General features: G+C 68.3%; 20 protein-coding genes. 7 read left to right on the top strand and 13 right to left on the bottom strand.

Annotated features, from left to right (window positions below; translation table 11 throughout):
• Positions 1–56: 56 nt before the first annotated feature.
• From IWX75_RS10535 to IWX75_RS10525, 3 genes are read left to right on the top strand one after another with little or no spacing between them, the layout of a single operon-like run.
• Positions 57–887 (top strand): aldo/keto reductase, encoded by an 831-nt coding sequence (locus IWX75_RS10535; protein WP_196822198.1) that lies wholly within the window; start codon positions 57–59, stop codon positions 885–887.
• The gene (locus IWX75_RS10530; protein ID WP_196822197.1) at positions 887–1915 is read left to right on the top strand and encodes an alpha/beta fold hydrolase; all 1029 of its coding nucleotides are present in this window, start codon (positions 887–889) and stop codon (positions 1913–1915) included. The genes IWX75_RS10535 and IWX75_RS10530 overlap by 1 nt, the downstream gene beginning before the upstream one ends.
• Positions 1912–2991, top strand: a complete 1080-nt coding sequence (locus tag IWX75_RS10525; RefSeq protein WP_196822196.1) for a glycosyltransferase family 4 protein — start codon at positions 1912–1914, stop codon at positions 2989–2991. The genes IWX75_RS10530 and IWX75_RS10525 overlap by 4 nt, the downstream gene beginning before the upstream one ends.
• Positions 2992–3039: 48 nt before the next feature.
• Here the strand turns inward: IWX75_RS10525 and IWX75_RS10520 are convergent, their stop codons facing one another.
• The 13 genes from IWX75_RS10520 to pyrR form a co-directional block, all read right to left on the bottom strand.
• Positions 3040–5196 carry a primosomal protein N' gene (locus tag IWX75_RS10520; protein ID WP_196822195.1) on the bottom strand — a complete coding sequence of 719 codons (2157 nt, stop codon included), beginning with the start codon at positions 5194–5196 and terminating at the stop codon, positions 3040–3042.
• 51 nt (positions 5197–5247) lie between these two features.
• Complete coding sequence (metK, locus tag IWX75_RS10515) at positions 5248–6459, bottom strand: methionine adenosyltransferase (protein WP_334684251.1); 1212 nt, start codon at positions 6457–6459, stop codon at positions 5248–5250.
• Positions 6460–6533: 74 nt separating this feature from the next.
• Entirely contained in the window at positions 6534–7751 is a 1218-nt protein-coding gene (coaBC, locus tag IWX75_RS10510; protein WP_196822194.1) for a bifunctional phosphopantothenoylcysteine decarboxylase/phosphopantothenate--cysteine ligase CoaBC, read from the bottom strand.
• 34 nt (positions 7752–7785) lie between these two features.
• Positions 7786–8046 (bottom strand): DNA-directed RNA polymerase subunit omega, encoded by a 261-nt coding sequence (gene rpoZ, locus IWX75_RS10505; RefSeq protein WP_026533320.1) that lies wholly within the window; start codon positions 8044–8046, stop codon positions 7786–7788.
• Positions 8047–8089: 43 nt separating this feature from the next.
• Entirely contained in the window at positions 8090–8659 is a 570-nt protein-coding gene (gmk, locus tag IWX75_RS10500; RefSeq protein ID WP_196822193.1) for a guanylate kinase, read from the bottom strand.
• Positions 8660–8669: 10 nt separating this feature from the next.
• Positions 8670–9008 carry an integration host factor, actinobacterial type gene (mihF, locus tag IWX75_RS10495; protein WP_196822192.1) on the bottom strand — a complete coding sequence of 113 codons (339 nt, stop codon included), beginning with the start codon at positions 9006–9008 and terminating at the stop codon, positions 8670–8672.
• Between the two features lie 99 nt (positions 9009–9107).
• Positions 9108–10067, bottom strand: a complete 960-nt coding sequence (gene pyrF, locus IWX75_RS10490) for an orotidine-5'-phosphate decarboxylase (RefSeq protein WP_196822191.1) — start codon at positions 10065–10067, stop codon at positions 9108–9110.
• Positions 10057–13383: a carbamoyl-phosphate synthase large subunit gene (gene carB / locus IWX75_RS10485; protein ID WP_196822190.1), complete on the bottom strand. Its 3327-nt coding sequence runs from the start codon at positions 13381–13383 to the stop codon at positions 10057–10059. Before carB ends, pyrF begins: the two co-directional genes overlap by 11 nt.
• Positions 13383–14585, bottom strand: a complete 1203-nt coding sequence (gene carA / locus IWX75_RS10480; protein WP_196822290.1) for a glutamine-hydrolyzing carbamoyl-phosphate synthase small subunit — start codon at positions 14583–14585, stop codon at positions 13383–13385. The genes carB and carA overlap by 1 nt, the downstream gene beginning before the upstream one ends.
• Positions 14586–14614: 29 nt before the next feature.
• Positions 14615–15106, bottom strand: coding sequence for a PH-like domain-containing protein (locus IWX75_RS10475; protein ID WP_196822289.1), 492 nt, complete (start codon positions 15104–15106; stop codon positions 14615–14617).
• A 23-nt stretch (positions 15107–15129) separates the two neighbouring features.
• Complete coding sequence (locus tag IWX75_RS10470; RefSeq protein ID WP_196822189.1) at positions 15130–16479, bottom strand: dihydroorotase; 1350 nt, start codon at positions 16477–16479, stop codon at positions 15130–15132.
• Positions 16476–17525: an aspartate carbamoyltransferase catalytic subunit gene (locus tag IWX75_RS10465; protein WP_196822188.1), complete on the bottom strand. Its 1050-nt coding sequence runs from the start codon at positions 17523–17525 to the stop codon at positions 16476–16478. The genes IWX75_RS10470 and IWX75_RS10465 overlap by 4 nt, the downstream gene beginning before the upstream one ends.
• On the bottom strand, positions 17522–18121 hold the full coding sequence (pyrR, locus tag IWX75_RS10460; protein WP_196822187.1) for a bifunctional pyr operon transcriptional regulator/uracil phosphoribosyltransferase PyrR: 600 nt from the start codon (positions 18119–18121) through the stop codon (positions 17522–17524). Before pyrR ends, IWX75_RS10465 begins: the two co-directional genes overlap by 4 nt.
• A gap of 96 nt (positions 18122–18217) precedes the next feature.
• On the opposite strand from pyrR, the gene IWX75_RS10455 reads away from it, so the two are divergent.
• From IWX75_RS10455 to IWX75_RS10440, 4 genes are all read left to right on the top strand, one after another.
• Positions 18218–19471: a PrsW family intramembrane metalloprotease gene (locus tag IWX75_RS10455; protein WP_196822186.1), complete on the top strand. Its 1254-nt coding sequence runs from the start codon at positions 18218–18220 to the stop codon at positions 19469–19471.
• A gap of 386 nt (positions 19472–19857) precedes the next feature.
• Positions 19858–20328: a hypothetical protein gene (locus tag IWX75_RS10450; RefSeq protein WP_196822185.1), complete on the top strand. Its 471-nt coding sequence runs from the start codon at positions 19858–19860 to the stop codon at positions 20326–20328.
• A 37-nt stretch (positions 20329–20365) separates the two neighbouring features.
• On the top strand, positions 20366–21445 hold the full coding sequence (locus IWX75_RS10445; RefSeq protein WP_196822184.1) for a S1C family serine protease: 1080 nt from the start codon (positions 20366–20368) through the stop codon (positions 21443–21445).
• A 36-nt stretch (positions 21446–21481) separates the two neighbouring features.
• The gene (locus IWX75_RS10440) at positions 21482–21985 is read left to right on the top strand and encodes a hypothetical protein (RefSeq protein ID WP_196822183.1); all 504 of its coding nucleotides are present in this window, start codon (positions 21482–21484) and stop codon (positions 21983–21985) included.
• Positions 21986–22058: the final 73 nt, after the last annotated feature.

Genomic DNA, 22058 nt, shown 5'->3' with positions numbered 1-22058 from the left:
ACCGATCGTCCCTGGATCGACCAGGCAGAGGGGCTGCTTCTCGGTAGAGTTCCACTATGCAACGCGCTCCGAGAATTCAGCTCAACAACGGCTCCGGCATCGACGCCGTCGGCTACGGCGTGTACAAGGTGCCGCCGGATCGAACTGCTGTGCTGTGTACGACGGCGATCGACGCGGGCTACCGCACCCTGGACACCGCGGCGCTCTACGGGAACGAGGAAGGCGTCGGGCAGGCTGTGCGGCAGGCAGCGGACACCGTGGGCCGCTCGGAGCTCTTCGTGACGACGAAGGTCTGGAACAGCGATCACGGCTATGATGCAACGCTGCGTGCCTTCGAGGAATCCTTGGGCCGCCTGGGGCTCGACTACGTGGACCTGTACCTCATCCACTGGCCGTGCCCGGAGCGTGGACTGTACGGGGATACCTACCGCGCGCTCGAACAGCTGCACCGGAACGGCCGCGTGCGCGGAATCGGTGTGTCGAACTTCCAGCAGGCCCACCTCGAGCGGCTCCTCGAGAACGCAACAGTCGTGCCGGCCGTCAACCAGGTGGAACTCCACCCCTACCTCCAGCAGCACGAGCTGCGGAAGTTCCACGACGCCCACTCGATCGCGACACAGGCCTGGAGCCCCCTGGGGCGGGGCGCGGTCCTCCAGGATCCGGTCATCTCGGGAATCGCCGCCGAGTGCGGGCGCACGCCCGCCCAGGTGATCCTGCGATGGCACTACGAAGCCGGCAACCTCACCATCCCGAAGGCGAGCAGCGCCGACCGCATCGCGGGCAACCTGGACATCTTCGGTTTCGAGCTCGACGCCGGACACAGAGCCGCCATCGGGCAGTTGGACCGTGGCCAGCGGTTCGGCTCCCATCCGGATCGGGTGAATTGATGACGGCTGGATCCGGCCCCGCCGTCGGCGCCGTCCGCACGGAAAGGACCGCCGTCGTCCGGACCGTGCCGTGGAACGGGGTGCTCCAGCACTACTGGGATTTCCCGCCGGTTGAGACCGCGGCCGGCGGTGCCGCTGCGGCCGTTCTCATGGTCCACGGATTCCGCGGGGACCATCACGGGCTCCTCCGGATCGTCGAAGCCCTCCCACGGAACCGCGTCATCGTGCCGGATCTCCCGGGCTTCGGTCAGTCAGGGCAGCTCGACGGCGCGCACACCACCGAGGCCTACTCGAGTTTCGTGGAGCACAGCCTTGGCGTGCTTGCGCTCGGACCGTCTACAGTGCTCCTCGGGCATTCCTTCGGTTCGATCGTGGCAGCCGACTTCGCCGCGAGGCATCCCGGCAGAATTGCCGCCCTCGTGCTGGTCAACCCCATCTGCGCTCCGGCCCTCGAGGGCCCCAGCCGCCTGGCGTCCAAGGCCGCCGAGCTCTACTACGTCGCAGCCGCGCACCTGCCCGAGGCCGGGGGCAGGGCGCTCCTCGCCAATCCGCTGATCGTGCGCCTCATGAGCGTCTTCATGGCCAAGACCCGCGTTCCCGAGGTGCGCCGCTACATCCACGCGCAGCACTCCGCCCACTTCAGCTCCTTCGCGTCGCGGCGCGTGGTCCTCGAGGCGTTCCGTGCCTCCATCTCCGGTACCGTCCGTGACAGCGCGGCGGACCTGCGGATGCCGGTCCTCCTGATCGCCGCCGAGCTCGACGACATCGGTTCCCTCGAGGGCCAGCGCCGACTCGCCGCCCTCATTCCCTCCTCGACCCTGTCGATCCTTCCCGGCGTGGGGCATCTCATCCACTATGAGAAGCCCGGCGAGGCAGCGCAGGTCATCACCGAATTCCTCGCGGGTGTCCCGGCCGCAGGGCCGGCTGCTGAACACGATCCCGGACGGGCCCCCAGCAATTCCGCCGGCCACGCCGTCGCGCCTTCCCCCGGTCCACCGGCACCCTCGCCCGCGGAGCCGGCCAAGTGAGGATCCTGATCGACGCCCGGTTCACCCGAACCGATCACCACGACGGCATCAGCCGTTACGGAGCGAGCCTCATCGCCGCCGTCGCCGGGCTCGCGGACGTCACAATGCTCATCAGCGACGAGCGGCAGCTCGCCCTGCTGCCCGACGTCCCCCATGTCCTGGTGGGAAGCCCGCTCTCCCCCGCCGAGGTCTTCCTCGCCCGGAGAATCAACCGGCTGGCACCCGACGTCGTTTTCAGTCCGATGCAGACCATGGGTTCGTGGGGAAGGAAGTATGCGCTGGTGCTGACGCTTCACGACCTCATCTACTACCAGAACCGCACCCCGCCGTCGTTCCTTCCGCTTCCCGTCCGCGTGCTGTGGCGGCTCTACCACCTCGGGTACTGGCCGCAGCGGCTCCTGCTGAACCGTGCCGACGTCGTGGCGACCATCTCGGACACCACGGCCTCACTTATGGCCCGTCACCGTCTCACTCGGCGCCCCGTCCGGGTTGTCGGAAACGCTCCGCAGGCGTCCGCCGTCGCCCGGACGCGGGGCGGAGAGCCTGAGAAATCCCTCCTCTACATGGGATCCTTCATGCCCTACAAGAACGTCGAGACCGTGATCGCGGGAATGGCCGGGCTGCAGGGCTACACCCTGCACCTGCTGAGCCGGGTTTCCGCCGGCCGCAGGGCGGAACTCGAGCAGCTGATCCCGCATGGGGCCGATGTCATCTTCCATGACGGCGTGAGTGACGACGAATACGACGCCCTGCTCGGCAGGGCCACGGCCCTCGTGACGCTGTCCAGGGCGGAAGGTTACGGCCTGCCGGTCATCGAGGCGATGGCCGCGGGAACCCCAGTCGTCGCTGCGGACACGCCGATCTTCCGGGAAGTGGGCGGCAGTGCAGCACTCCTGGTCGACCCGGACGATCCTGCGGCATTCACTGCCGCGATCCGGGCGCTCGGCGACCACGACCGGTGGGACCGCGCCGCGTCCGAAGGAAGGGCACGGGCCGCGACCTACTCCTGGGAGCGCTCGGCACGCCAACTCCTCGATGCCGCCGAGGAGGCCCTCCGCCTGCATCGGGAGCGGTGACCGCAGGCCCGCCCGGGACGGTAGGGGACGGTAGGGATGTCAAAGATGTCAAAGGATGTCGACGGCATCGCAGCGGATGTGTACCGGCTCGCTCGTGCGTTTGGCAGACAGCTCGACCCGCCGCGCCCGCAATCCGGCCACGGCAGCCGCGGCGTTCCGGTAGGAGAAGAAGAGCAGCAGCCGGTGTCCGCCGCTTCCCGCCAGGGAGTCCGGATCGGTCTCCACCGGCCTCCCTCCTCCGGTTGGCACCGGAACAGGCCCGGCGCGGCGCACGAACAGCTGCAGATCGATTCCCTCCACGAACGCCGCGAGGCTCTCCCTGCTGCCCGTCAGGGCCGCATACCGCACCGACGGCGGAAGCCCGAGTTCCTTCCGGAGCGCCAACTCCCTCGAGGCCGCACCCAGCGGGTCCCAGCGGACGAGGTGACCGATCGTGGCGTCGTCGTCCCCGGTGGCCACCACGAGGCCGCCCTGGTCCGCAGGTCGGGCAAGGACCGCCGCGGTGAACCATTTCCTGAGTGCGTCCTCGCCTGCGCGCAGCGATTCGCGGCTCAGCAGCGACGTGCCGTCGAGCAGGATCACCGCCGCGTACCCCTTGGCGGCAAGCGGCTCGGCACCCGGCGTCGCGACGACGACGGCGGGCACATCCGGCACGGTGTCGACGATGTGCTCCCCCGCTGAGGACACCACGGGAACCCCGGGGAAGGCACGTCCCAGTTCCTCCGCCGTGCGTGTGGCACCCGACACGGTGGCCCGGATCCGACCGCTGCCGCAGTGCGGGCAACGCCAGGAGGGATCCGGGCGTCCGCACCACCGGCAGGACAACGGACCGCCGCGGCTCAGCTGGGCCAGCGGACCGGTGCACGTGGCGCACCGCGCGGGGTTCCTGCACTGTTCGCAGGCGGTGGCGGGCGAGAACCCCGTCCGCGCGACCTGCAGCAGCACCGGTCCTTTCCTCAGCCCCTCCTGGGCTGCCTTCCAGGCGGCATGCGGGATGCGAGCCTGGGCTGCGAGGGGATCCCGCTCCACCTGGAAGGCATCCGTGGCATGCTGCACGCGCGGGGTGCTGCGCCGGATCTCGGGGCGGCCGGGGTGGATGGACCGCGCCCAGCCGCCGTCGACCAGCCGCTGCGCCTCCGTGCTCCGCGCCACCGAGGCGAGGAGTACCGCCGCATGCTCCTGGTCGGCACGCAGCAGCACGACGTCCCGCACGTGGTGGTAGGGGGCGCGCTGCTCGAGGTGGAGGTCGTCGCCGTCGTCCCACAGGCAGATGAGACCGAGATCCTGCACCGGCGCGTAGGCCGCCGATCGCGTGCCCACCGCCACGCGCGCCTGCCCATGGAGCAGCCGCAGGAAGTTGCGGTAGCGCGGCGTGGGGCCGTCCTCCCCGGTCAGGCGCGCCACGACGTCCGGACCGAGGCGGTCCACCAGCGCCGCTTCCACGCGGGCCAGGTCGCGCTGGTCAGGAACGACGACGACGGCACCGCGGCCGGAAGTCACCGTTGCCGCGACCGCGTCGGTCACCTCCTGCGGCCAGGCCCGGGGCCCGTACCCGCCCACCGATGTGAGGACAGCGCGCGGCGACTCCCCCGCCGCAAGGTGCAGGAGGAACGCCTCACCGTTCTCATAGCGGCTGAAGCTGCCCGATCCGGCCCGGCTGCCCGTGGGGATCCCGCCATCGGGGACCGGCATTCGGCCGGCGCTCGCAGGGGCGGGGTGTGCGCCGGATGCTGCAGGACCAACCGGGGCGAACTGGTCGGGATCGAATTCCTGGTCCACCCGCGCGGCGCGCGGCGGGATGGCCAGCCGAAGGACGTCGCTGACCAGCCCGGCCGAACGCGCGGCGACTGCGTGGGCCAGCGCGAGGATCTCCGGCGTCAGGACCGGCTGGCCGGACACCACAGTGCCCAGCGGCTGGAGGGTGGCGCTGGTGGAGGAGGAGGCGCACCGCTGCGCCACATAGCCCGTGTGCTCGCGCCCGGCGAAGCGAACCTTCACTCGGACGCCGGGGCGGGCCTCGGCATCGAGGTCGGCCGGCACGAAGTAATCGAAGAGCCGGTCCAGGTGCGGCAACGGCGAGTCGAGGATGACCTGCGCGATCGGATTCACTGCGGCAGCACCGGGAACGCCCCGCGGAAGTTTGGGAACCCCGAAGCCGTGCAGCAGGGAGAGCTGCATCCCCCCGGTGTCCGCACTGCCGCTCATGTCCTGCTCACCCTGCGCTCCTCGGGGACGACCGGCCGGTCAGGCCGGCCGTCAGGCGTTGAAATAGCTCCTGAGCTTGTCGACGCGGTCGGTCAACTCCCAGCGAAAGCCCTCGTCCTCGCGTCCGAAGTGCCCATGGGCTGCCGTCTTCTGGTAAATGGGGCGCTTGAGGTCGAGCGCGTCGATGATGCCGAGCGGCCGGAGATCGAAGGTCTCGCGGACGGCGATTCCGATCGCTGCCGGATCGACGGTCTCCGTGCCGAAGGTCTCGACGTAGATCCCCACCGGCTGGGCCATGCCGATCGCATAGGCGATCTGGATCTCGGCGCGGCGCGCCAACCCGGCTGCTACCACGTTCTTCGCTACCCAGCGCATCGCGTACGCAGCCGATCGGTCGACCTTCGAGGGGTCCTTGCCGCTGAAGGCTCCTCCGCCGTGACGCGCCATTCCACCGTAGGTGTCCACGATGATCTTCCGCCCGGTCAGGCCCGCGTCCCCCACGGGGCCACCGATCACGAACTCGCCGCCCGGGTTGAGGATGTGCCGGACGTTCGACGTATCGAGGTCCGTGGTCTGCAGGACGGGTTCGATGACGAAGGTGACGAGGTCGGCTCGCAGCTGTTCGAGTGACACCCCGGCCGCGTGCTGGGAGGAGATGACGATGGAGTCGACCGACACGGGGACATCGCCGTCGTAGCCGATGGTGACCTGGGTTTTGCCATCGGGCCGCAGGTCCGGCAACGTGCCGTCCTTCCGTACCGCGGTCAGCCGCTCCGAGAGGCGGTGTGCAAGCCAGATGGGGGTGGGCATCAGGACGGGTGTTTCGTCACTGGCGTAGCCGAACATGATGCCCTGGTCCCCGGCACCCTGGGCGTCGTACGGATCAGATCCCGTCCCCTCGCGGGTTTCGAGTGACCGGAACACGCCGGAGGCGATTTCCGGGGACTGCTGTCCGATCGAGACGGAGACACCGCAGCGTGCGCCGTCGAAACCGTTGGCCGAGGAGTCGTAGCCGATGCCGAGAATGGTCTGCCGGACGATTTCCGGGATCTCGACGTAGGCCTCGGTGGTCACCTCGCCTGCGACGTGGACGAGCCCCGTGGTGACGAGGGTCTCGACGGCGACGCGGGAATCGGGGTCCTGTTTCAGCAGCCCGTCGAGGATGGCGTCGCTGATCTGATCGCAGATCTTGTCGGGGTGACCCTCGGTCACGGATTCGGAGGTGAAAAGCCGCAGGGCGGGGATGGGCGTTGCTGGATTCACGTGCCCACTCTACTTGGTCGGAGGGACGGTTCCGGGCGGTGGTGCCTGCGGGAGGCGACTGTTACGGGGCGGTCTCAGCCGACGAGGATCCGGGTGATCCGCGTCACGACGGCGTCGGCGATATCCCGCTTCGAGCCGCTCACCGGCGCCGATTCGCTGCCGTCGGAGCCGAGGATCACGACCGCGCTGGCGTCCTCGCCGAAAACCCGACCCTGTCCGACGTCGTTGAGCACCAGGAGGTCGCAACCCTTCCGCAGCAGTTTGACGCGCGCGTGGGCCAGGGGATCGCCGTCGGCGTCGCCGGTTTCGGCAGCGAAGCCCACGATCACGGCGGGCCCGCCGGCAGACCGGCGCCGCTCCACCGACTCCTTCAGGATGTCGGGATTGCGCACCAGCGAAATGACGGGGTCGACGCCGTCGTCGCCCTTCTTGATCTTCGAGGTCATCACGTCGGCCGGCCGGAAATCGGCGACCGCCGCGGCCATGATGAGGACGTCGGAAGCCGGTAGCGCCGCGAGGACTGCAGACCTCAGTTCACGTGCGGTTTCGACCCGGGTCACCTGCAGGTCTGCCGGCACCGGCACCTCGAGGTGGGCTGCGATCAGGTGTACCTCGGCGCCGGCGGCGCAAGCTGCCTGGGCGAGGGCGATCCCCTGTTTCCCGGAGGACCGGTTGCCGAGGAACCGCACCGGGTCCAGCGGTTCCCGGGTGCCGCCGGCAGTGATGGTCACGGTGCGGCCTGCGAGCTCGCCGGTGGCGGCCTGGGATGCGCCGTACACCCTCAGGGCGGCAGCGAAGATCTCCGCAGGTTCCGGTAGCCGTCCAGGACCTGAATCGGCACCGGTCAACCGGCCCGACGCCGGTTCCATCACTGTGACGCCGCGGGATCGTAGGGTTGCCACATTGGTCTGCGTCGCCGCATGCCGCCACATCTCGGTGTGCATCGCGGGGGCGAAGAACACCGGACAGGTGGCCATCAGCAGGGTGCCGGTCAGCAGGTCGTTCGCCAGGCCCGCAGCAGCCCGGGCCAGGACATCTGCTGTTGCGGGCGCAACAATGACGAGGTCGGCTTCGTGTCCGAGACGCACGTGGTTGACCCTGTCGACGTCGTCCCAGACGCTGTTGCTGACCGGATTGCCGGACAGCGCCTCCCAGGTGGCTGATCCCACGAAGCGGAGGGCTGCCTCCGTGGGAATGACGGTCACGGTGTGGCCCGCCTCAGTCAACAAACGAAGGAGGGACGCAGCCTTGTAGGCCGCGATCCCTCCTCCCACGCCGAGAACTATCCGCACTGGCGTCTGTTCTGCCGGTTTGACGCTGCCCGTACTACTCTGCCGCGTCCAGGGGTGCCGAGACGAGCATGCCCTCGTTGATTTCACGCAGTGCGATCGACAGTGGCTTCTCGTTCAGCTTGGTGTCCACGAGGGGGCCGACGTACTCGAACAGGCCCTCGTGGAGCTGTGAGTAGTAGGCGTTGATCTGGCGCGCGCGCTTCGCACCGTAAATCACCAGGGCATACTTCGAGTCCGAGACCTCAAGGAGGGAGTCGATCGACGGGTTGATGATGCCTTCAGGCTGAGTTGACACAAAATCTCCAAAAAATAGCTGTTACCGGTCCCTGACCTGCGGTTTAGCGCTGGAGAGGGCGTAGTCCCATCAATGAAACGAGCTCGTCCGCCGCATGCTCGACACTGTCGTTGACCACGGTGTGGTCGAATTCAGGTTCGGCGGCAAGTTCCAGTTTAGCGGTTTCCAGGCGCTGCCGTTGTTCATCGGGCGTTTCGGTGCCCCGACCCACGAGCCGGCGGACCATCTCATCCCACGTGGGAGGTGCCAGGAAGACGAAATTCGCCTCGGGCATGCTCTCCTTGACCTGCCTCGCGCCCTGGAGATCGATTTCCAGCAGCACGGTCCTGCCCTCGTCCATGGCTTCCTGCACCGTGCGGCGCAGGGTCCCATAGCGGTTGCGGCCGTGGACGACCGCCCATTCGAGGAGCTCGCCGTCGCGGGCCAGGGTGTCGAATTCGTCCGCGGAGACGAAGAAGTAGTGCAGGCCGTGGACTTCACCGGGCCGTGGGGGCCGGGTGGTGGCCGACACCGAGAGCCACACCTCGGGGTAGTTGTCCCGGATGTAGGTGGACACCGTACCCTTGCCGACAGCCGTCGGGCCGGCCAGTACTGTCAGCCGGGGCTGCGTCACGAAGAGTTCCTTACTTACTGGCCGGGCCAGGGTGCTGTTGTTCGAGATGATTGACCAGTGCCTTGCGCTGGTGGATACCGAGCCCGCGCACCCGGCGAGTGGCGGCGATGCCGACGTCGTTCATGATGGCCAGCGCACGCACGTCCCCTACACCGGGCAGGGCCTTGAGGAGATCGAGCACCCTCAGGCGCCCGACGGCGTCATCCCCCGAACTGCTGGCGATGACCTCCGCGACTGTCACTTTACCCGTTTTGAGCCGGACCTTCAGTTCCGCCCGCACGGCGCGTGCCGCCGCCGCCTTCTCGCGCGCCTGCGTCCGTTCGGAGTCGGTGAGGGGCTTGAGGGTCACGGGTGCTCCCTGCAGTGAGCGGACCGTCGGTGGGCACCGCGGGACCGCTGATCGAGTGGAATGGGCTTGAACTGAACCTATCGGTTCGGGTATTCCAAATCAATCCGCGGACGGGAGGGTTTCCAGCTCCTGCGCGGCCTCCCTGGCAGCAGCCCGCAGCGCCGCGATGGTGGGACCCGCAGCAAGTACTGCACGGCTCGACGTCGGCACCACGAGGGCGAGGGCCTCCCCGAACGTCGCGGCGAGCTCCCGTGCGCCGGCACCCTGCGCGCCGACACCCGGAGCCAGGATCGGGCCGTTCAGGGCGGCGAGGTCCAGACCGAGCGCCTTCACCGCGGAGCCGGCCGTCGCACCGACCACCAGGCCCACCGAACCGGGCGTGGTCGACGCTTCGCGTGGGATGGAATTCTCTGCGGCCGCAGCCCGCGTGATGGCGAGGGCAACCGATGCCGCTCCCCCTGCATGCTGGACCGACGCGCCCTCGGGGTTCGATGTCAGCGCGAGGACGAAAACGCCGCGCCCGGTGGAGCGGGCGAGGTCCAGGGCAGGACGCAGTGACTCGAACCCGAGGTACGGGTTGAGCGTCACCGCGTCCGCCGCGAGAGGCGATCCGTCGGCGAGCCATGCTTCTGCGTACGCCGTCATGGTGGACCCGATGTCACCGCGCTTGGCGTCGGCGATCGTCAGCGTGCCCTGCTCGGCGGCACGTGCCAGCACCGTCTCGAGGACGGCGATGCCGCGGGAGCCGTGCCTTTCGTAGAGCGCGACCTGCGGCTTGACCGCGGCGGCCACAGGCCCGACGGCGTCGAGCACGCTCAGCGAGAAGCGCTCGAGCCCGGCCGCCGAGTCGTTCAGCCCCCAGGCCGCCAGCAGCGCCGGATGCGGGTCGATGCCCACGCAGAGGCTGCTCCGGGAAACCCTCGCACGCGCGAGGCGGACCCCGAAGGGCTCGCGCCCGGCAGCACGTCCGGCGGGCTCGGCCACCGCGCTGTTCCCGGGCTGGGCAGGCGACGGCGGCACCCCGGTTCCGGGTCGGGATGCCGGGCCGCTAGCCGGCATTCCCGGCCTCCGCGAACGCGCGCAGCGTCGATTCCCGGAGGTTCGCCGCATGCTCCTGCAGGCTCGTCACCGACCATTCGAAGGACCGCATGGCCTCGATGGCCTGGACTGCGGCCCCGACCTCGGGGATCGTGGTGATGACCGGCAGTCCGTAGGACGTCGCCGCGGCACGGATCTCGTAGCCGTCACCGCGCGCCTGGCCCCCCGAGGGCGTGTTGATGATCATGTCGATGCCGCCGTCGGTGATGAGGTCCACCACGGTGCCTTCACCGTGCTCGCCGGTTCCCTCGGCGACCTTGCGCACCGTGGTGGCCTGGATGCCGTTGCGTCGGAGGACATCGGCTGTTCCCCCGGTGGACACGATCTCGAAACCGAGGTCCACGAGGCGTTTGACGGGCAGGATGATGGCGCGCTTGTCCCGGTTGGCGACCGACACGAAGACCTTCCCCTCGACGGGCAGCGCCGCGTTGGCAGCGGCCTGGCTCTTGGCGAAGGCAGTGTCGAAATACTTGTCGATGCCCATCACCTCACCCGTGGAGCGCATCTCCGGCCCCAGCAGGGAGTCGACGACGGTGCCGTCGACGGTGCGGAACCGGCTGAACGGGAGCACTGCCTCCTTGACCGAGACGGGGGCGTCGAACGGAAGCGATCCGCCGTCGCCCTGGGCCGGCAGCAGGTGGTGCACGGTGCGGAGCTCGGCGATGCTCACCCCGGTTCCGATCAGGGCTGCTCCCTTGGCGAGCTGGACGCCGGTCGCCTTCGAGACGAACGGCACGGTGCGGGAGGCACGCGGGTTCGCCTCGAGGACGTAGAGGACGTCGGAGGCGAGGGCGAACTGGATGTTGATGAGACCGCGCACTCCCACGCCCTCGGCGATGGCCAGCGTGGCCGTGCGGACCCGCTGCAGGACGTCCGCACCGAGCGTGATGGGCGGAAGCACGCACGCGGAGTCGCCGGAGTGGATGCCGGCCTCCTCGATGTGCTCCATGATGCCGCCGAGGTACATCTCGGTGCCGTCGTAGAGGGCGTCGACGTCGATCTCGATGGCATCCTCGAGGAAGCGGTCGATCAGGACGGGGTGGGCCTCGGTGATCTCGGTGGCATTGGCGATGTAGCGCGACAGGTTCGCCTCGTCGTAGACGATCTCCATGCCGCGTCCACCGAGGACGTAGGACGGCCGGACCAGCACGGGGTACCCGATCTCGTCGGCGATCTTCTTCGAATCCTCGAAGGACACCGCGGTGCCGTTCTTCGGCGCGATCAGCCCCGCGGCGTCGAGCACGCGGCTGAAAGCACCACGGTGCTCGGCGAGGTCGATGGCCTCGGGAGAGGTGCCGAGAATCGGGATCCCGGCGTCGGCCAGTTCCTGCGCGAGCTTCAGCGGAGTCTGGCCGCCGAGCTGCACGAACACGCCCAGCACGCCGCCCGTGCGCTCCTCGGCGGCGATGACCTCGAGCACGTCCTCGAGCGTGAGTGGCTCGAAGTAGAGCCGCGTGGAGATGTCGTAGTCGGTGGAGACCGTCTCGGGATTGCAATTGATCATGACGGTCTCGTGGCCGGCCTTCCGCAGGGCCATCGTCGCGTGGACGCACGAGTAGTCGAACTCGATCCCCTGGCCGATGCGGTTGGGGCCGGAGCCGAGGATGATGATCGAGGGCTTCTCGTGCTGCTCCACCTCGTCCTCCTCGTCGTAGGACGAGTAGTGGTAGGGCGTGTAGGCGGCGAATTCGGCAGCACAGGTGTCGACGGTCTTGTAGACGGGCCGGATGCCGAGCGCGTGGCGCACCCCGCGCACCACGGCTTCGGGCATGCGGCGGATTGCGCCGATCTGCTCGTCGGAGAAACCATGGCGCTTGGCGGAGCGGAGGACCTCCTCCGTCAGCGCGCGGGCGCTCCGCACCTCTCCGGCGACCTCGTTGAGGAGTACCAGCTGGTCGAGGAACCAGGGGTCGATGCCGGTGGCCTCGTACAGCTGATCCACGCTCGCTCCGCCGAGCAGCGCCTGCTGGACCTGGGCTAGGCGTTCCGTCGTCGGGCGTTTGGCCGCTTCGATGAGGGCTGCGACGTCATCCTCGGCGACCGGCTCGAAGACCAGCTGGGAGCCCTTCTGCTCGAGCGAGCGCAGCGCTTTCTGCAGGGCCTCGGTGAAGTTCCGTCCCATCGCCATCGCCTCACCCACCGACTTCATGGTGGTGGTCAGCGTGGGATCGGCGGCAGGGAACTTCTCGAAGGCGAACCGAGGGACCTTGACCACCACGTAGTCGAGCGTCGGTTCGAACGATGCCGGTGTCTTGCGGGTGATGTCGTTGGGAATCTCGTCGAGCGTGTAGCCGAGCGAGAGTTTGGTGGCGATCTTCGCGATCGCGAAGCCGGTCGCCTTCGAGGCGAGGGCCGAAGACCTTGACACGCGGGGGTTCATCTCGATGACGACGACCCTACCGGTGTCCGGTTCGATGGCGAACTGGATGTTGCAGCCGCCGGTGTCGACCCCGACCTCGCGGATGACCGCAATGGAGATGTCCCGCAGCCGCTGGTACTCACGGTCGGTAAGGGTCAGCGCGGGGGCCACGGTGATGGAATCGCCGGTGTGGACACCCACCGGGTCGAAGTTCTCGATGGAGCAGACCACCACCACGTTGTCGTTCTTGTCCCGCATCATCTCCAGTTCGTACTCCTTCCAGCCGAGGATGCTCTCTTCGAGGAGCACTTCGCTGGTGGGGCTGTACTGGAGGCCCTGGCCGACGATGCGGCGGAGGTCGCCCTCGTTGTAGGCCAGACCGGAGCCGAGGCCGCCCATCGTGAAGGACGGCCGGACCACCATCGGGTACCCGAGGTCCTCGGCGGCGATGAAGGCTTCGGCCAGGGTGTGGATGATCATGGAACGGGCCGACTCCGCGCCGCAGCGCTCCACCACTCCCTTGAACTTCTCGCGGTCCTCGCCGAGCTCGATCGCGGCGATGTTCGCCCCGATGAGTTCCACGCCGAATTCCTCCAGGACGCCGTTCTTGTCGAGGGCGATGGCGGTGTTCAACGCGGTCTGCCCGCCGAGGGTGGGGAGCAGTGCGTCGGGTCGCTCCTTCGCGATGATCTTCGCCACCACCTCCGGGGTGATCGGCTCCACATAGGTGGCGTCGGCGAACTCCGGGTCGGTCATGATGGTGGCCGGGTTGGAGTTGACGAGGATGACCCTCAGGCCCTCCTCCTTCAGAACCCGCAGCGCCTGCGTTCCCGAATAATCGAATTCGGCTGCCTGGCCGATCACGATGGGACCGGAGCCGATCACCAGGACACTTTTGAGGTCGGTTCTGCGGGGCATCAGTGATCTTCCTGGGCGGGGAGCTGGTGGGTGCTGGTGGTGGCGAGCGAGACCGTGCTGGCGTCGGTTCCGCCCGGGAATTTCTTCTCCGCCGTCATGAGGTCGACGAAACGGTCGAAGAGGTACGCGGAGTCGTGGGGACCGGCCGCCGCTTCGGGATGGTACTGCACGGAGAAGGCGGGGATGTCGAGGCAGGCAAGGCCCTCGACGACGTCGTCGTTGAGGCAGACGTGGCTGACCTCCACACGGCCGAAGCCACCGTGCGGCGCGTCGACGGGACCGTCCAGGGGTGCATCGACGGCGAACCCGTGGTTGTGGGAGGTGATTTCCACCTTGCGCGTGCGGCGGTCCATGACCGGCTGGTTGATGCCGCGGTGGCCGTAGCGGAGTTTGTAGGTGCCGAACCCGAGGGCCCTGCCCAGGATCTGGTTCCCGAAGCAGATACCGAAGAAGGGGATGCGCTCGGAGAGGACCTCGCGCAGCAGCGCCACCTGCGTATCAGCGGTCGAGGGGTCGCCTGGTCCGTTGGACAGGAAGACGCCGTCCGGCTCCACCGCCCGGATCTCCTCGAGGGTTGCCGCAGCGGGAAACACTACGGTGCGGACGCCGCGCTGGGCGAAGTGGCGAGGGGTCATGGCCTTGATGCCGAGGTCGAGCGCGGCGACGGTGAACAGCGGCTCGCCTTCCCAGCCGTGGTTCGACGGGTCCACGGTGTACTGCTCGGTCACACTCACCTCCTCGGCGAGCCGGGCGCCCTCCATGGACTCCTGGGCCAGCACCCGGTTCCGAAGCTCGGACTCCGCCAGGGCTGCATCGGCTCCGGAGAAGATCCCGGCCCGCATCGCGCCGCGCTCGCGGAGGTGACGGGTGATGGCGCGTGTATCCACCCCCTCGATGCCGACCACGCCCTGGCTGCGCAGCTGGTCGTCGAGGCTCTGCTCGGACCGCCAGTTCGAGGGACGCCGTGCTGCATCGCGGACGATGTAGCCCGCGACCCAGATACGGCGCGATTCGGCGTCGTCGGCGTTGACGCCGGTGTTGCCGATGTGGGGGGCGGTCTGCACCACGAGCTGCCGCGCGTAGGAGGGGTCGGTGATGGTTTCCTGGTAGCCGGTCATTCCGGTGGCGAAGACTGCTTCGCCGAACGCCGTGCCGGTGGCGCCGTAGCTGCGCCCGCGGAAGCATCGGCCGTCCTCCAGCATCAGCACGGCTGCGGTTGGGGTGGATGTGGTCACTGGAATTCCCTGCCTGTGGAGTCTTGTGGTGGTGTCGTGTCGGGTGTCAGCGCGGCGGCGGCCGCCAGCAGCTGCGGTTTGTGTGCGGCATGGCGGGTGCGGAAACCTGTATCGACGCGCTTGTCCGTCAGCCGCCAGGTGAGGACGACGAGCCCGTCCTTCTCGACGAACTTGCCCGCCATGCCGCCTTCGAGCCGGACCGAGTCGAGATCTTCCCGAGGAATGAAGATGTCCGGGGCGCCGGCGCGTGCGAGGAGCACGCCCTCCGGGTGCACGGTCGCCACGGCGTTGGAGCGGATTCCCATGCCATGGACCGCGACGCGGTCCAGCCAGTCTCCTGCCGTCGTCGTGGCGACATACTGGCCCTCGGTCTCGTACAGGACCGGTCCGAGGTCCGACGGCGTTGCCGGCGGTGCGCCGATTCCCGACTGGCGCCGGAGTCGGCCGCGCCAGCCGAGGGCGATGAGGGCGACGATGAGGGCGATCATCCCCAGGGTCGTGGCGATGATGCCTAGATATTCCACGCCGGTTCCTCTGCATCGGGAAGGAGCGGGCTGTTGAGCGCGCCGTCGAGCACCGTGGGATGACCGCGGTAGAACGTTGCGATGACCCGGCCGGGAAGGACCGTCCCGGCGAAGGGACTGTTACGCCCTTTGGTTGCCATTTTATGCGGCTCGACGGTCCACCGGGCCGCGGGATCGACGAGCAGGACGTTCGCGGGTTCGCCCTTGTGGAGCGGCCTGCCCTGGGATTCCAGCCGTCCGATGCGCGCCGGGCCGGCCGAGGTGACGCGCGCGAAACCCTCCCAGTCCATCAGTCCCGTTTCGATCATGGCGTGCTGGACCACCGAGAGTGCGGTTTCGAGCCCCGTCATGCCCATGGCGGCCTGTGCCCACTCGCACTCCTTGTGTTCGCTCGGGTGGGGCGCGTGGTCGGTTCCGACGACGTCGATGGTGCCGTCCGCGAGCGCTTCGCGCAGCGCCTGGACGTCCGTGGAGGTGCGCAGCGGCGGGTTCACCTTGTACACGGGGTCGTAGCTGCGGACGAGTTCCTCGGTCAGGAGGAGGTGGTGGGGTGTGACTTCCGCAGTGACGCGGATGCCGCGCGCTTTGGCCCAGCGGAGGATGTCGACGGAACCGGCAGTGGAGACATGGCACACGTGGAGACGGGAGTCGACGTGCTGGGCCAGGAGCACATCGCGGGCGATGATGCTCTCCTCCGCCACGGCGGGCCAGCCGGTGAGCCCGAGCACGGCGGAGACGTCACCCTCGTTCATCTGGGCACCCTCGGTCAGGCGGGGTTCCTGGGCGTGCTGGGCGATGACGCCGTCGAACGCCTTGACGTACTCGAGGGCGCGCCGCATCAGGACGGGGTCGGAGACGCAGATGCCGTCGTCGGAGAACACCCGCACGTTGGCCCGTGACTCCGCCATGGCCCCCAGTTCCGCCAGGCGCAGACCGGCGAGCCCCACGGTCACTGCGCCGACCGGGCGGACCTCGACCCAGCCAGATTTCCGGCCGAGGCTGTACACCTGCTCCACCACGCCGGCGGTATCGGCCACGGGCGAACTGTTCGCCATGGCGTGGATGGCGGTGAAGCCGCCGAGGGCCGCCGCTCGGGAACCGGTCTCCACCGTTTCGGCATCCTCGCGGCCCGGTTCCCGGAGGTGGGTGTGGAGGTCGACCATGCCGGGGAGGGCGACGAGCCCGTCGGCGTCGATGATGGATGCAGCTGATCCGGCGCCGTCCGTGGCATCGGGGCCGACGGCGGCGATGATGCCGTCGGCGATCAGGAGGTCCGCTGTCCGGCCTCCGAGGATCGAGGCACCCCGGATGAGGTACTGGGTGCTGTGCTTGCTCATGCTGGCTCCTGCGTTGTCCGGTTCGCGGTTGTCGGGGTGGCGGCTGCCGGGGTAGCGCCGCCCGGGTCCGGCACTTCGTCGGAATGGCCCTGGCCGGACAGCAGCAGGTACAGCGCTGCCATCCGGACCGACACGCCGTTACGCACCTGCGCGAGCACCGTCGAGCGGGGCGAGTCGGCTGCCGCTGAGGAAATCTCCAGCCCACGGTTCATGGGACCGGGGTGCATGATGACAGTGTCGTCGAGGCCCATGACGTCGAGCAGCGCGAGCCGGGCGTCGTCGAAGCCCCAGTTCCGGGAATACTCCCGGGTCGAGGGAAAGAACGCGGCGTTCATGCGTTCGGCCTGGAGCCGCAGCATCATGACGGCGTCGGGCCGGGTCGCCAGGGCGTCGTCGAGGTTGTACCGGACCTCGCAGGGCCAGGACCCGACGCCGACCGGCAGCAGGGTGGGCGGGCCGACCAGCGTGATGTGCGCGCCGAGGGTCGTCAGGAGCCACACGTTGGAGCGGGCGACCCGTGAGTGGAGGATATCGCCGACGATCAGGATGCGCATCCCGGTCAGGTCCGTTCCGGCGGACCTGGTCCCCGCGATCCTGGCCCAGTGCCGGCGGAGGGTGAAGGCGTCCAGGAGCGCCTGGGTAGGGTGTTCGTGGGTCCCGTCGCCCGCATTGACCACGGCGGCGTCGATCCACCCCGACGCCGCGAGGCGCGCCGGAGCCCCCGAGGCCGGGTGGCGGATCACGACGGCGTCGGCGCTCATGGCCTCGAGGGTCTGCGCGGTGTCCTTCAGCGATTCACCCTTGGAAACCGACGAACCCTTGGCCGCGAAGTTGATGACGTCGGCTGACAGGCGCTTGGCCGCGGCCTCGAAGGAGATCCGGGTGCGGGTGGAGTCCTCGAAGAACAGGTTCACCACCGTGCGACCGCGAAGGGCGGGCAGCTTCTTGATCTCCCGCTCCCCCACCGCCGCCATCTCCTCGGCGACGTCCAGCAGGTGGAGGGCATTGACGGCCGACAGGTCGGAGGTGGAGAGCAGGTGCTTCATGCGCCGCCCTCGATGACGACCTCGTCGCCGGGCCCACCGCTGGCCGCCACGCCGGCGGCGTCGACTTCGCGCAGGTGCACGCGGACCCGTTCGGACGACGACGTCGGGAGGTTCTTCCCCACATGGTCGGCCCGGATGGGAAGTTCACGGTGGCCACGGTCCACGAGGACGGCGAGGCGGACGATCCGGGGCCTGCCGAGGTCCACCAGGGCGTCAAGCGCCGAGCGGATGGTCCGGCCGGAATAGAGGACATCGTCGACGAGGACCACCACCTTGTCATCGATCCCGGTGGCGGGGAGCTGGGTGGCCAGGGGGGATCTCGTGGGGTTCCGCCGGAGGTCGTCGCGGTACATGGTGACGTCCAGCTGCCCGGTGATCGCGTCCGGGTCCACTGTGGGATCGACGTCGGCGATCTTCCGCGCGAGGCGCTGCGCCAGCGGGAATCCGCGGCGGGGAATCCCGAGCAGTACCAGGTCGGTGGTACCCCGGTTGGCTTCGAGGATTTCGTGGGCGATGCGGGTCAGGGCCCGGTCGATATCGGCTTCGGCGAGAACAACGCGCTGTTTGGCTCCGGAATACGGTGCAGGCACGGTCATAACACGCTTCCTCCTTCCCCGCCTCACTGGACGGAACTTAAAGGGTGGTTGCGTTGACAAAACTACCACAGGCGCATCTGCCCTTAGGGTGAAGCCATGGCCAGCAACGACCCGCATCGCCCCCTGCCCGCCGCGTTCCGGCCATCGGACTCCGGTTGGTGGGAGACCTCGACCTCGCGGAACGCCCAGGTGGCACCTCCCGTGAGCCTGTCCGCTCCCTTCCCTCCCGTGTGGGAGCAGCCCCGCGCCCGTGGCGCGGGCGCGCTCAACATCATTCTCGCCATCGCGGCGGCCGGAATCACCGCGCTGGTGCTGCTGTTCCTCTCCGTGTCCCTCGGTCCCGCCGCGCTGCTGCTGTGCGGCGTCCTTGCGCTGATTCCGCTGGCCATCTGCCTGCTCGGCATCCGCTGGATCGACCGCTGGGATCCGGAGCCGCGGGGTGCGGTGCTGTTCGCCTTCCTGTGGGGTGCAGGCGTCTCGGTGGTGGTCACCCTGCTGCTCGGGAACTACGTGGTCGAGCTGCTCGGGGCGGCGCTGACCACCACACCCGACGACGTCATCGGGCCGGTACTGCAGGCGCCCATCCTCGAGGAGGTTGCCAAGGGATTCGGTGTCCTGATACTCGTGTACACGCGCCGAAGCCATTTCGACGGCCCCGTGGACGGCATCGTCTACGCCGGGACCGTCGCGGCCGGCTTCGCTTTCACCGAGAACATTCTCTACTTCGGTACGGCGGTGATCGACACGGGCAGCACGGGCGCACTGGTCAGCGTATTCATCCTCCGTGGGTTGTTCTCGCCCTTCGCGCACGTGATGTTCACGGCGGCACTCGGTTTCGTCCTCGGACTGGCGGTCAGCCGCGGCGGCGGGAGCCGGCGGGTCCTTCCGGCCTTCGTCGTCGGCCTGGTCCCCGCGATCGCCGGACACATGCTGTGGAACGGCGGCACAGTGATCCTGTTCAGCGACTTCTTCTCCTTCTACTTCTACGTGCAGGTTCCGCTCTTCCTTGCCGCCGTCCTGTGCGTGATCCTGCTGCGCCGCTCGGAACGCCGGCTGACCGAGGCGCGTCTTGGTGACTACGCCAGGGCAGGCTGGTTCACACCGCAGGAAGTCGCCATGCTCGCAACCCGCCCCGGACGCCAGCAGGCGCTGGCCTGGGCGCGAAGTGTGGGGGCGAAAGCCGACATGGCGGCTTTCATCCGGACGGCGTCACGCATCGCCTACACGCGCCAGCGGATGCTCGGTGGACGGCACGACGCCGGCGACGTGGAGGAGGAACGTTTCCTGCTCGATGAAGCAACCCGGAGGCGGTCCCGCATCCTCCAGATCGCCGGGAACCGCCACGCCTAGCGTAAGCGTGCCGAAGACCGCCTGACGGTGCGCCGCTTGCGGTCGCCGGCCAGACCCATTGCGGTCGGATCGTCGTCCACCGAACCCCGGAATGGTGTACCGAACGGCGGATGACGAGACGATTCCGGCCGTGAAATCATCGTCGGCCCGGGGCGGAAGTCAAGATTCGGTTTCGAACTACTCGGGACGCAGCACGGACCGCTGGAGGAGCCGCTGCGAGTCACAATCGGATTAAGGCGGTTGTTCCCGCACCGCCTGAGCACCTAGCGTGGTAGTAAGTGTGCTGATCATCAGGTCGGCTCCGGCAGAGACATGGTGCCGCTGCTCCGGATTTCCCGGGTGGTGCGCGCGCCTGCCTTCTCCACGAATCCGAAGGAGTTTCGACGATGACCATCAAGGTCGCACGCAGCGCAGATGCGCGTTTACCAGCCATGGGCGGGGCCGCACTGGCGACCCTCCTCGCGGCGGGTTGTTCCTCCGCAGACAGCACCGGGAGCGCCGAACTGAACGGGGCCGATGCCCAGGTGAATGTGGTCGAGATGGAGGACCTCTATCTCGTGGCACTGGAGGAGGGAGAACCTGCCCGGTTCCTCGGCACCCTCATCAACCAGTCGGCTTTCCCCATGGACGTCACGCTCTCCGATGCGGACGACGAGGTGGTCGTCACGGTCCCCGCGGATAGCGAGTTCGCGTTCGCAGCGACCCCTACATTCTTCGAATCCGCCGATGTCACGCCGGGAACCATCATGACCGTCTCCATCGGCGTCGGTTCCGACGACGAAGCAGTGGAAATCCCCGTCGTGGACGGCACCGACGAGGAGTACCGCGATTTTGCTCCAGCCGACCCCGAGCGCTAGCACCAGTCCCCCACCAGCCGATGCCGGAAGGATTTTCATGAGTCACGTTTCACCGCCCCCGTCCCGAAACCTGCGGCCCGCCGGGGCCATACCCCTGGCCGTTGCCCTTGCCCTCGGATTGGGAGCCTGCACGACTGACGGTCCACCGCAGGCTCAGACCTCGCGCAGCGCCTCCGCCCCGGCAACCGCCGAGCAGAGCGAATCAGCGGCAGCGCCGACCATCCCCGAGATCGTGGACGAGGTCCAGCCCTCGGTAGTCACCATCTTCACCGGAGGCGGCGGGCTCGGGAGCGGCGTCATCTATTCAGAGGATGGCTTGATCCTCACCAATGAGCACGTAGTGCGGGGGAACACCGAGGTCGAGGTGGCCTTCGCCGACGGGCAGCGCGTGAGTGGCACGGTCGAGGCGACGGATGTCGTCTCCGACCTCGCCCTGGTGCGGGCGGACCGGACCGGTCTGCCTGCCGCCGAATTCGAGACCGACCTGCCGCGGACCGGCGAGACCGCCATCGTCATCGGCTCTCCCCTCGGCTTCGAGAACACCGTGACGGCGGGAATCATCTCGGGGCTCCACCGGGAGATTCCGGGATCCGCCCGAACGAGCCAGTCGCTCGTTGATCTGATCCAGACCGACGCCCCCATCAGCCCCGGTAATTCCGGAGGTGCCGTAGTCAACGGGCAGGGGATGATCATCGGCATCAGTGAGGCCTACATACCTCCCCAGGCCGGGGCCGTGGCGCTTGGTTTCGCCATCCCCGCTGCAACTGCCGTGGAGGTGACCGAGCAGCTGCTCGAGGACGGCACGGCCGAGCACGCCTTCCTGGGGCTCGTGCCGGGAGCAATCACCGCACAAATCGCCCAGCAGCTCGGCCTGGAAAGCGCTGAAGGCGCAGTCGTGCTGTCCGTTCAGGACGGCAGCCCTGCCGACGACGCAGGAGTACGCCCCGGTGACGTCGTCGTCTCGATGGCCGGCACCGACATCGTCTCGCCGGAGGCGCTGCTGGCCGCCCTGCGGGAACAGGATCCGGGAACCACCGTGGATCTGACGGTTCGGCGGGATGGCGAGCAGATCCCGCTCGAAGTGCAACTCGAAGACCGACCCGTGAGTCAGCCGTAGGCACAGGCGGGCACGATGACTGGAGGAGATATCAGGATGAACAACCGACTCAAACAAGTGTTGGCCCCGCTGGTGATGGCACCGGTGGTGGTGATCGGTCTGGCCGGGTGCTCCTCGGAGCCCGAGGCCGCGGATCTTCAGGAGATCATCGGGGAAACGGAGCCGAACGCGCCCGGGCAGGTTGCGAACGGTGCTGATGTAGGTCCTTTCTCAGGAGTGTTCGACGCCGACTTCCGGGGCGACATCCCAAGCTATCTGGGAAGTGGGGTCACACTGTCCGCGGAAGTGGGAGAAGTCCTTACGGCGGAGGCCCTGACGATCGTCGGTGACGATGAGGCCGAGCCCCTGCTGGTGGTCACCGGATCCGAGGTTCCGGGGCTGGAGACCGGGCAGACGGTGGAAATAGCTGGCCTGGTGCGCGAGGGGTTCGATGTCCAGGCCTTCGAAGAAACATCCGGCGTCGATCTTGCTGACGAGGTTTTCCTGGACTGGGAGGGCGAGTACTACATCGACGCCACCGCCGTCACCACCTCGCCCTAGGCGGTCGGCAGCCGGCCCCCGGGCCTCCCGGGTAGGCTGCTCATTCGGGGCTTTGTGCACTGCTGGCGGCTGC

The organism is Arthrobacter sp. CAN_A6 (genome assembly GCF_015751715.1).
Classification (GTDB): domain Bacteria; phylum Actinomycetota; class Actinomycetes; order Actinomycetales; family Micrococcaceae; genus Arthrobacter_D.
Note: the sequence above shows the minus strand (reverse complement) of the source record. Positions and strands in the feature narration are given on the sequence as shown.

Bases quoted from the DNA above. Each gene is read 5' to 3' on its own strand.
- IWX75_RS10535 (WP_196822198.1), top strand. From the start codon at position 57: ATGCAACGCGCTCCGAGAATTCAGCTCAACAACGGCTCCGGCATCGAC.
- IWX75_RS10530 (WP_196822197.1), top strand. From the start codon at position 887: ATGACGGCTGGATCCGGCCCCGCCGTCGGCGCCGTCCGCACGGAAAGG.
- IWX75_RS10520 (WP_196822195.1), bottom strand. From the start codon at position 5,196: ATGAGCGGCAGTGCGGACACCGGGGGGATGCAGCTCTCCCTGCTGCAC.
- pyrF (WP_196822191.1), bottom strand. From the start codon at position 10,067: ATGCCGGCTAGCGGCCCGGCATCCCGACCCGGAACCGGGGTGCCGCCG.
- carB (WP_196822190.1), bottom strand. From the start codon at position 13,383: ATGCCCCGCAGAACCGACCTCAAAAGTGTCCTGGTGATCGGCTCCGGT.
- carA (WP_196822290.1), bottom strand. From the start codon at position 14,585: ATGCTGGAGGACGGCCGATGCTTCCGCGGGCGCAGCTACGGCGCCACC.
- IWX75_RS10475 (WP_196822289.1), bottom strand. From the start codon at position 15,106: ATGATCGCCCTCATCGTCGCCCTCATCGCCCTCGGCTGGCGCGGCCGA.
- IWX75_RS10470 (WP_196822189.1), bottom strand. From the start codon at position 16,479: ATGAGCAAGCACAGCACCCAGTACCTCATCCGGGGTGCCTCGATCCTC.
- IWX75_RS10465 (WP_196822188.1), bottom strand. From the start codon at position 17,525: ATGAAGCACCTGCTCTCCACCTCCGACCTGTCGGCCGTCAATGCCCTC.
- pyrR (WP_196822187.1), bottom strand. From the start codon at position 18,121: ATGACCGTGCCTGCACCGTATTCCGGAGCCAAACAGCGCGTTGTTCTC.
- IWX75_RS10455 (WP_196822186.1), top strand. From the start codon at position 18,218: ATGGCCAGCAACGACCCGCATCGCCCCCTGCCCGCCGCGTTCCGGCCA.
- IWX75_RS10450 (WP_196822185.1), top strand. From the start codon at position 19,858: ATGACCATCAAGGTCGCACGCAGCGCAGATGCGCGTTTACCAGCCATG.
- IWX75_RS10445 (WP_196822184.1), top strand. From the start codon at position 20,366: ATGAGTCACGTTTCACCGCCCCCGTCCCGAAACCTGCGGCCCGCCGGG.
- IWX75_RS10440 (WP_196822183.1), top strand. From the start codon at position 21,482: ATGAACAACCGACTCAAACAAGTGTTGGCCCCGCTGGTGATGGCACCG.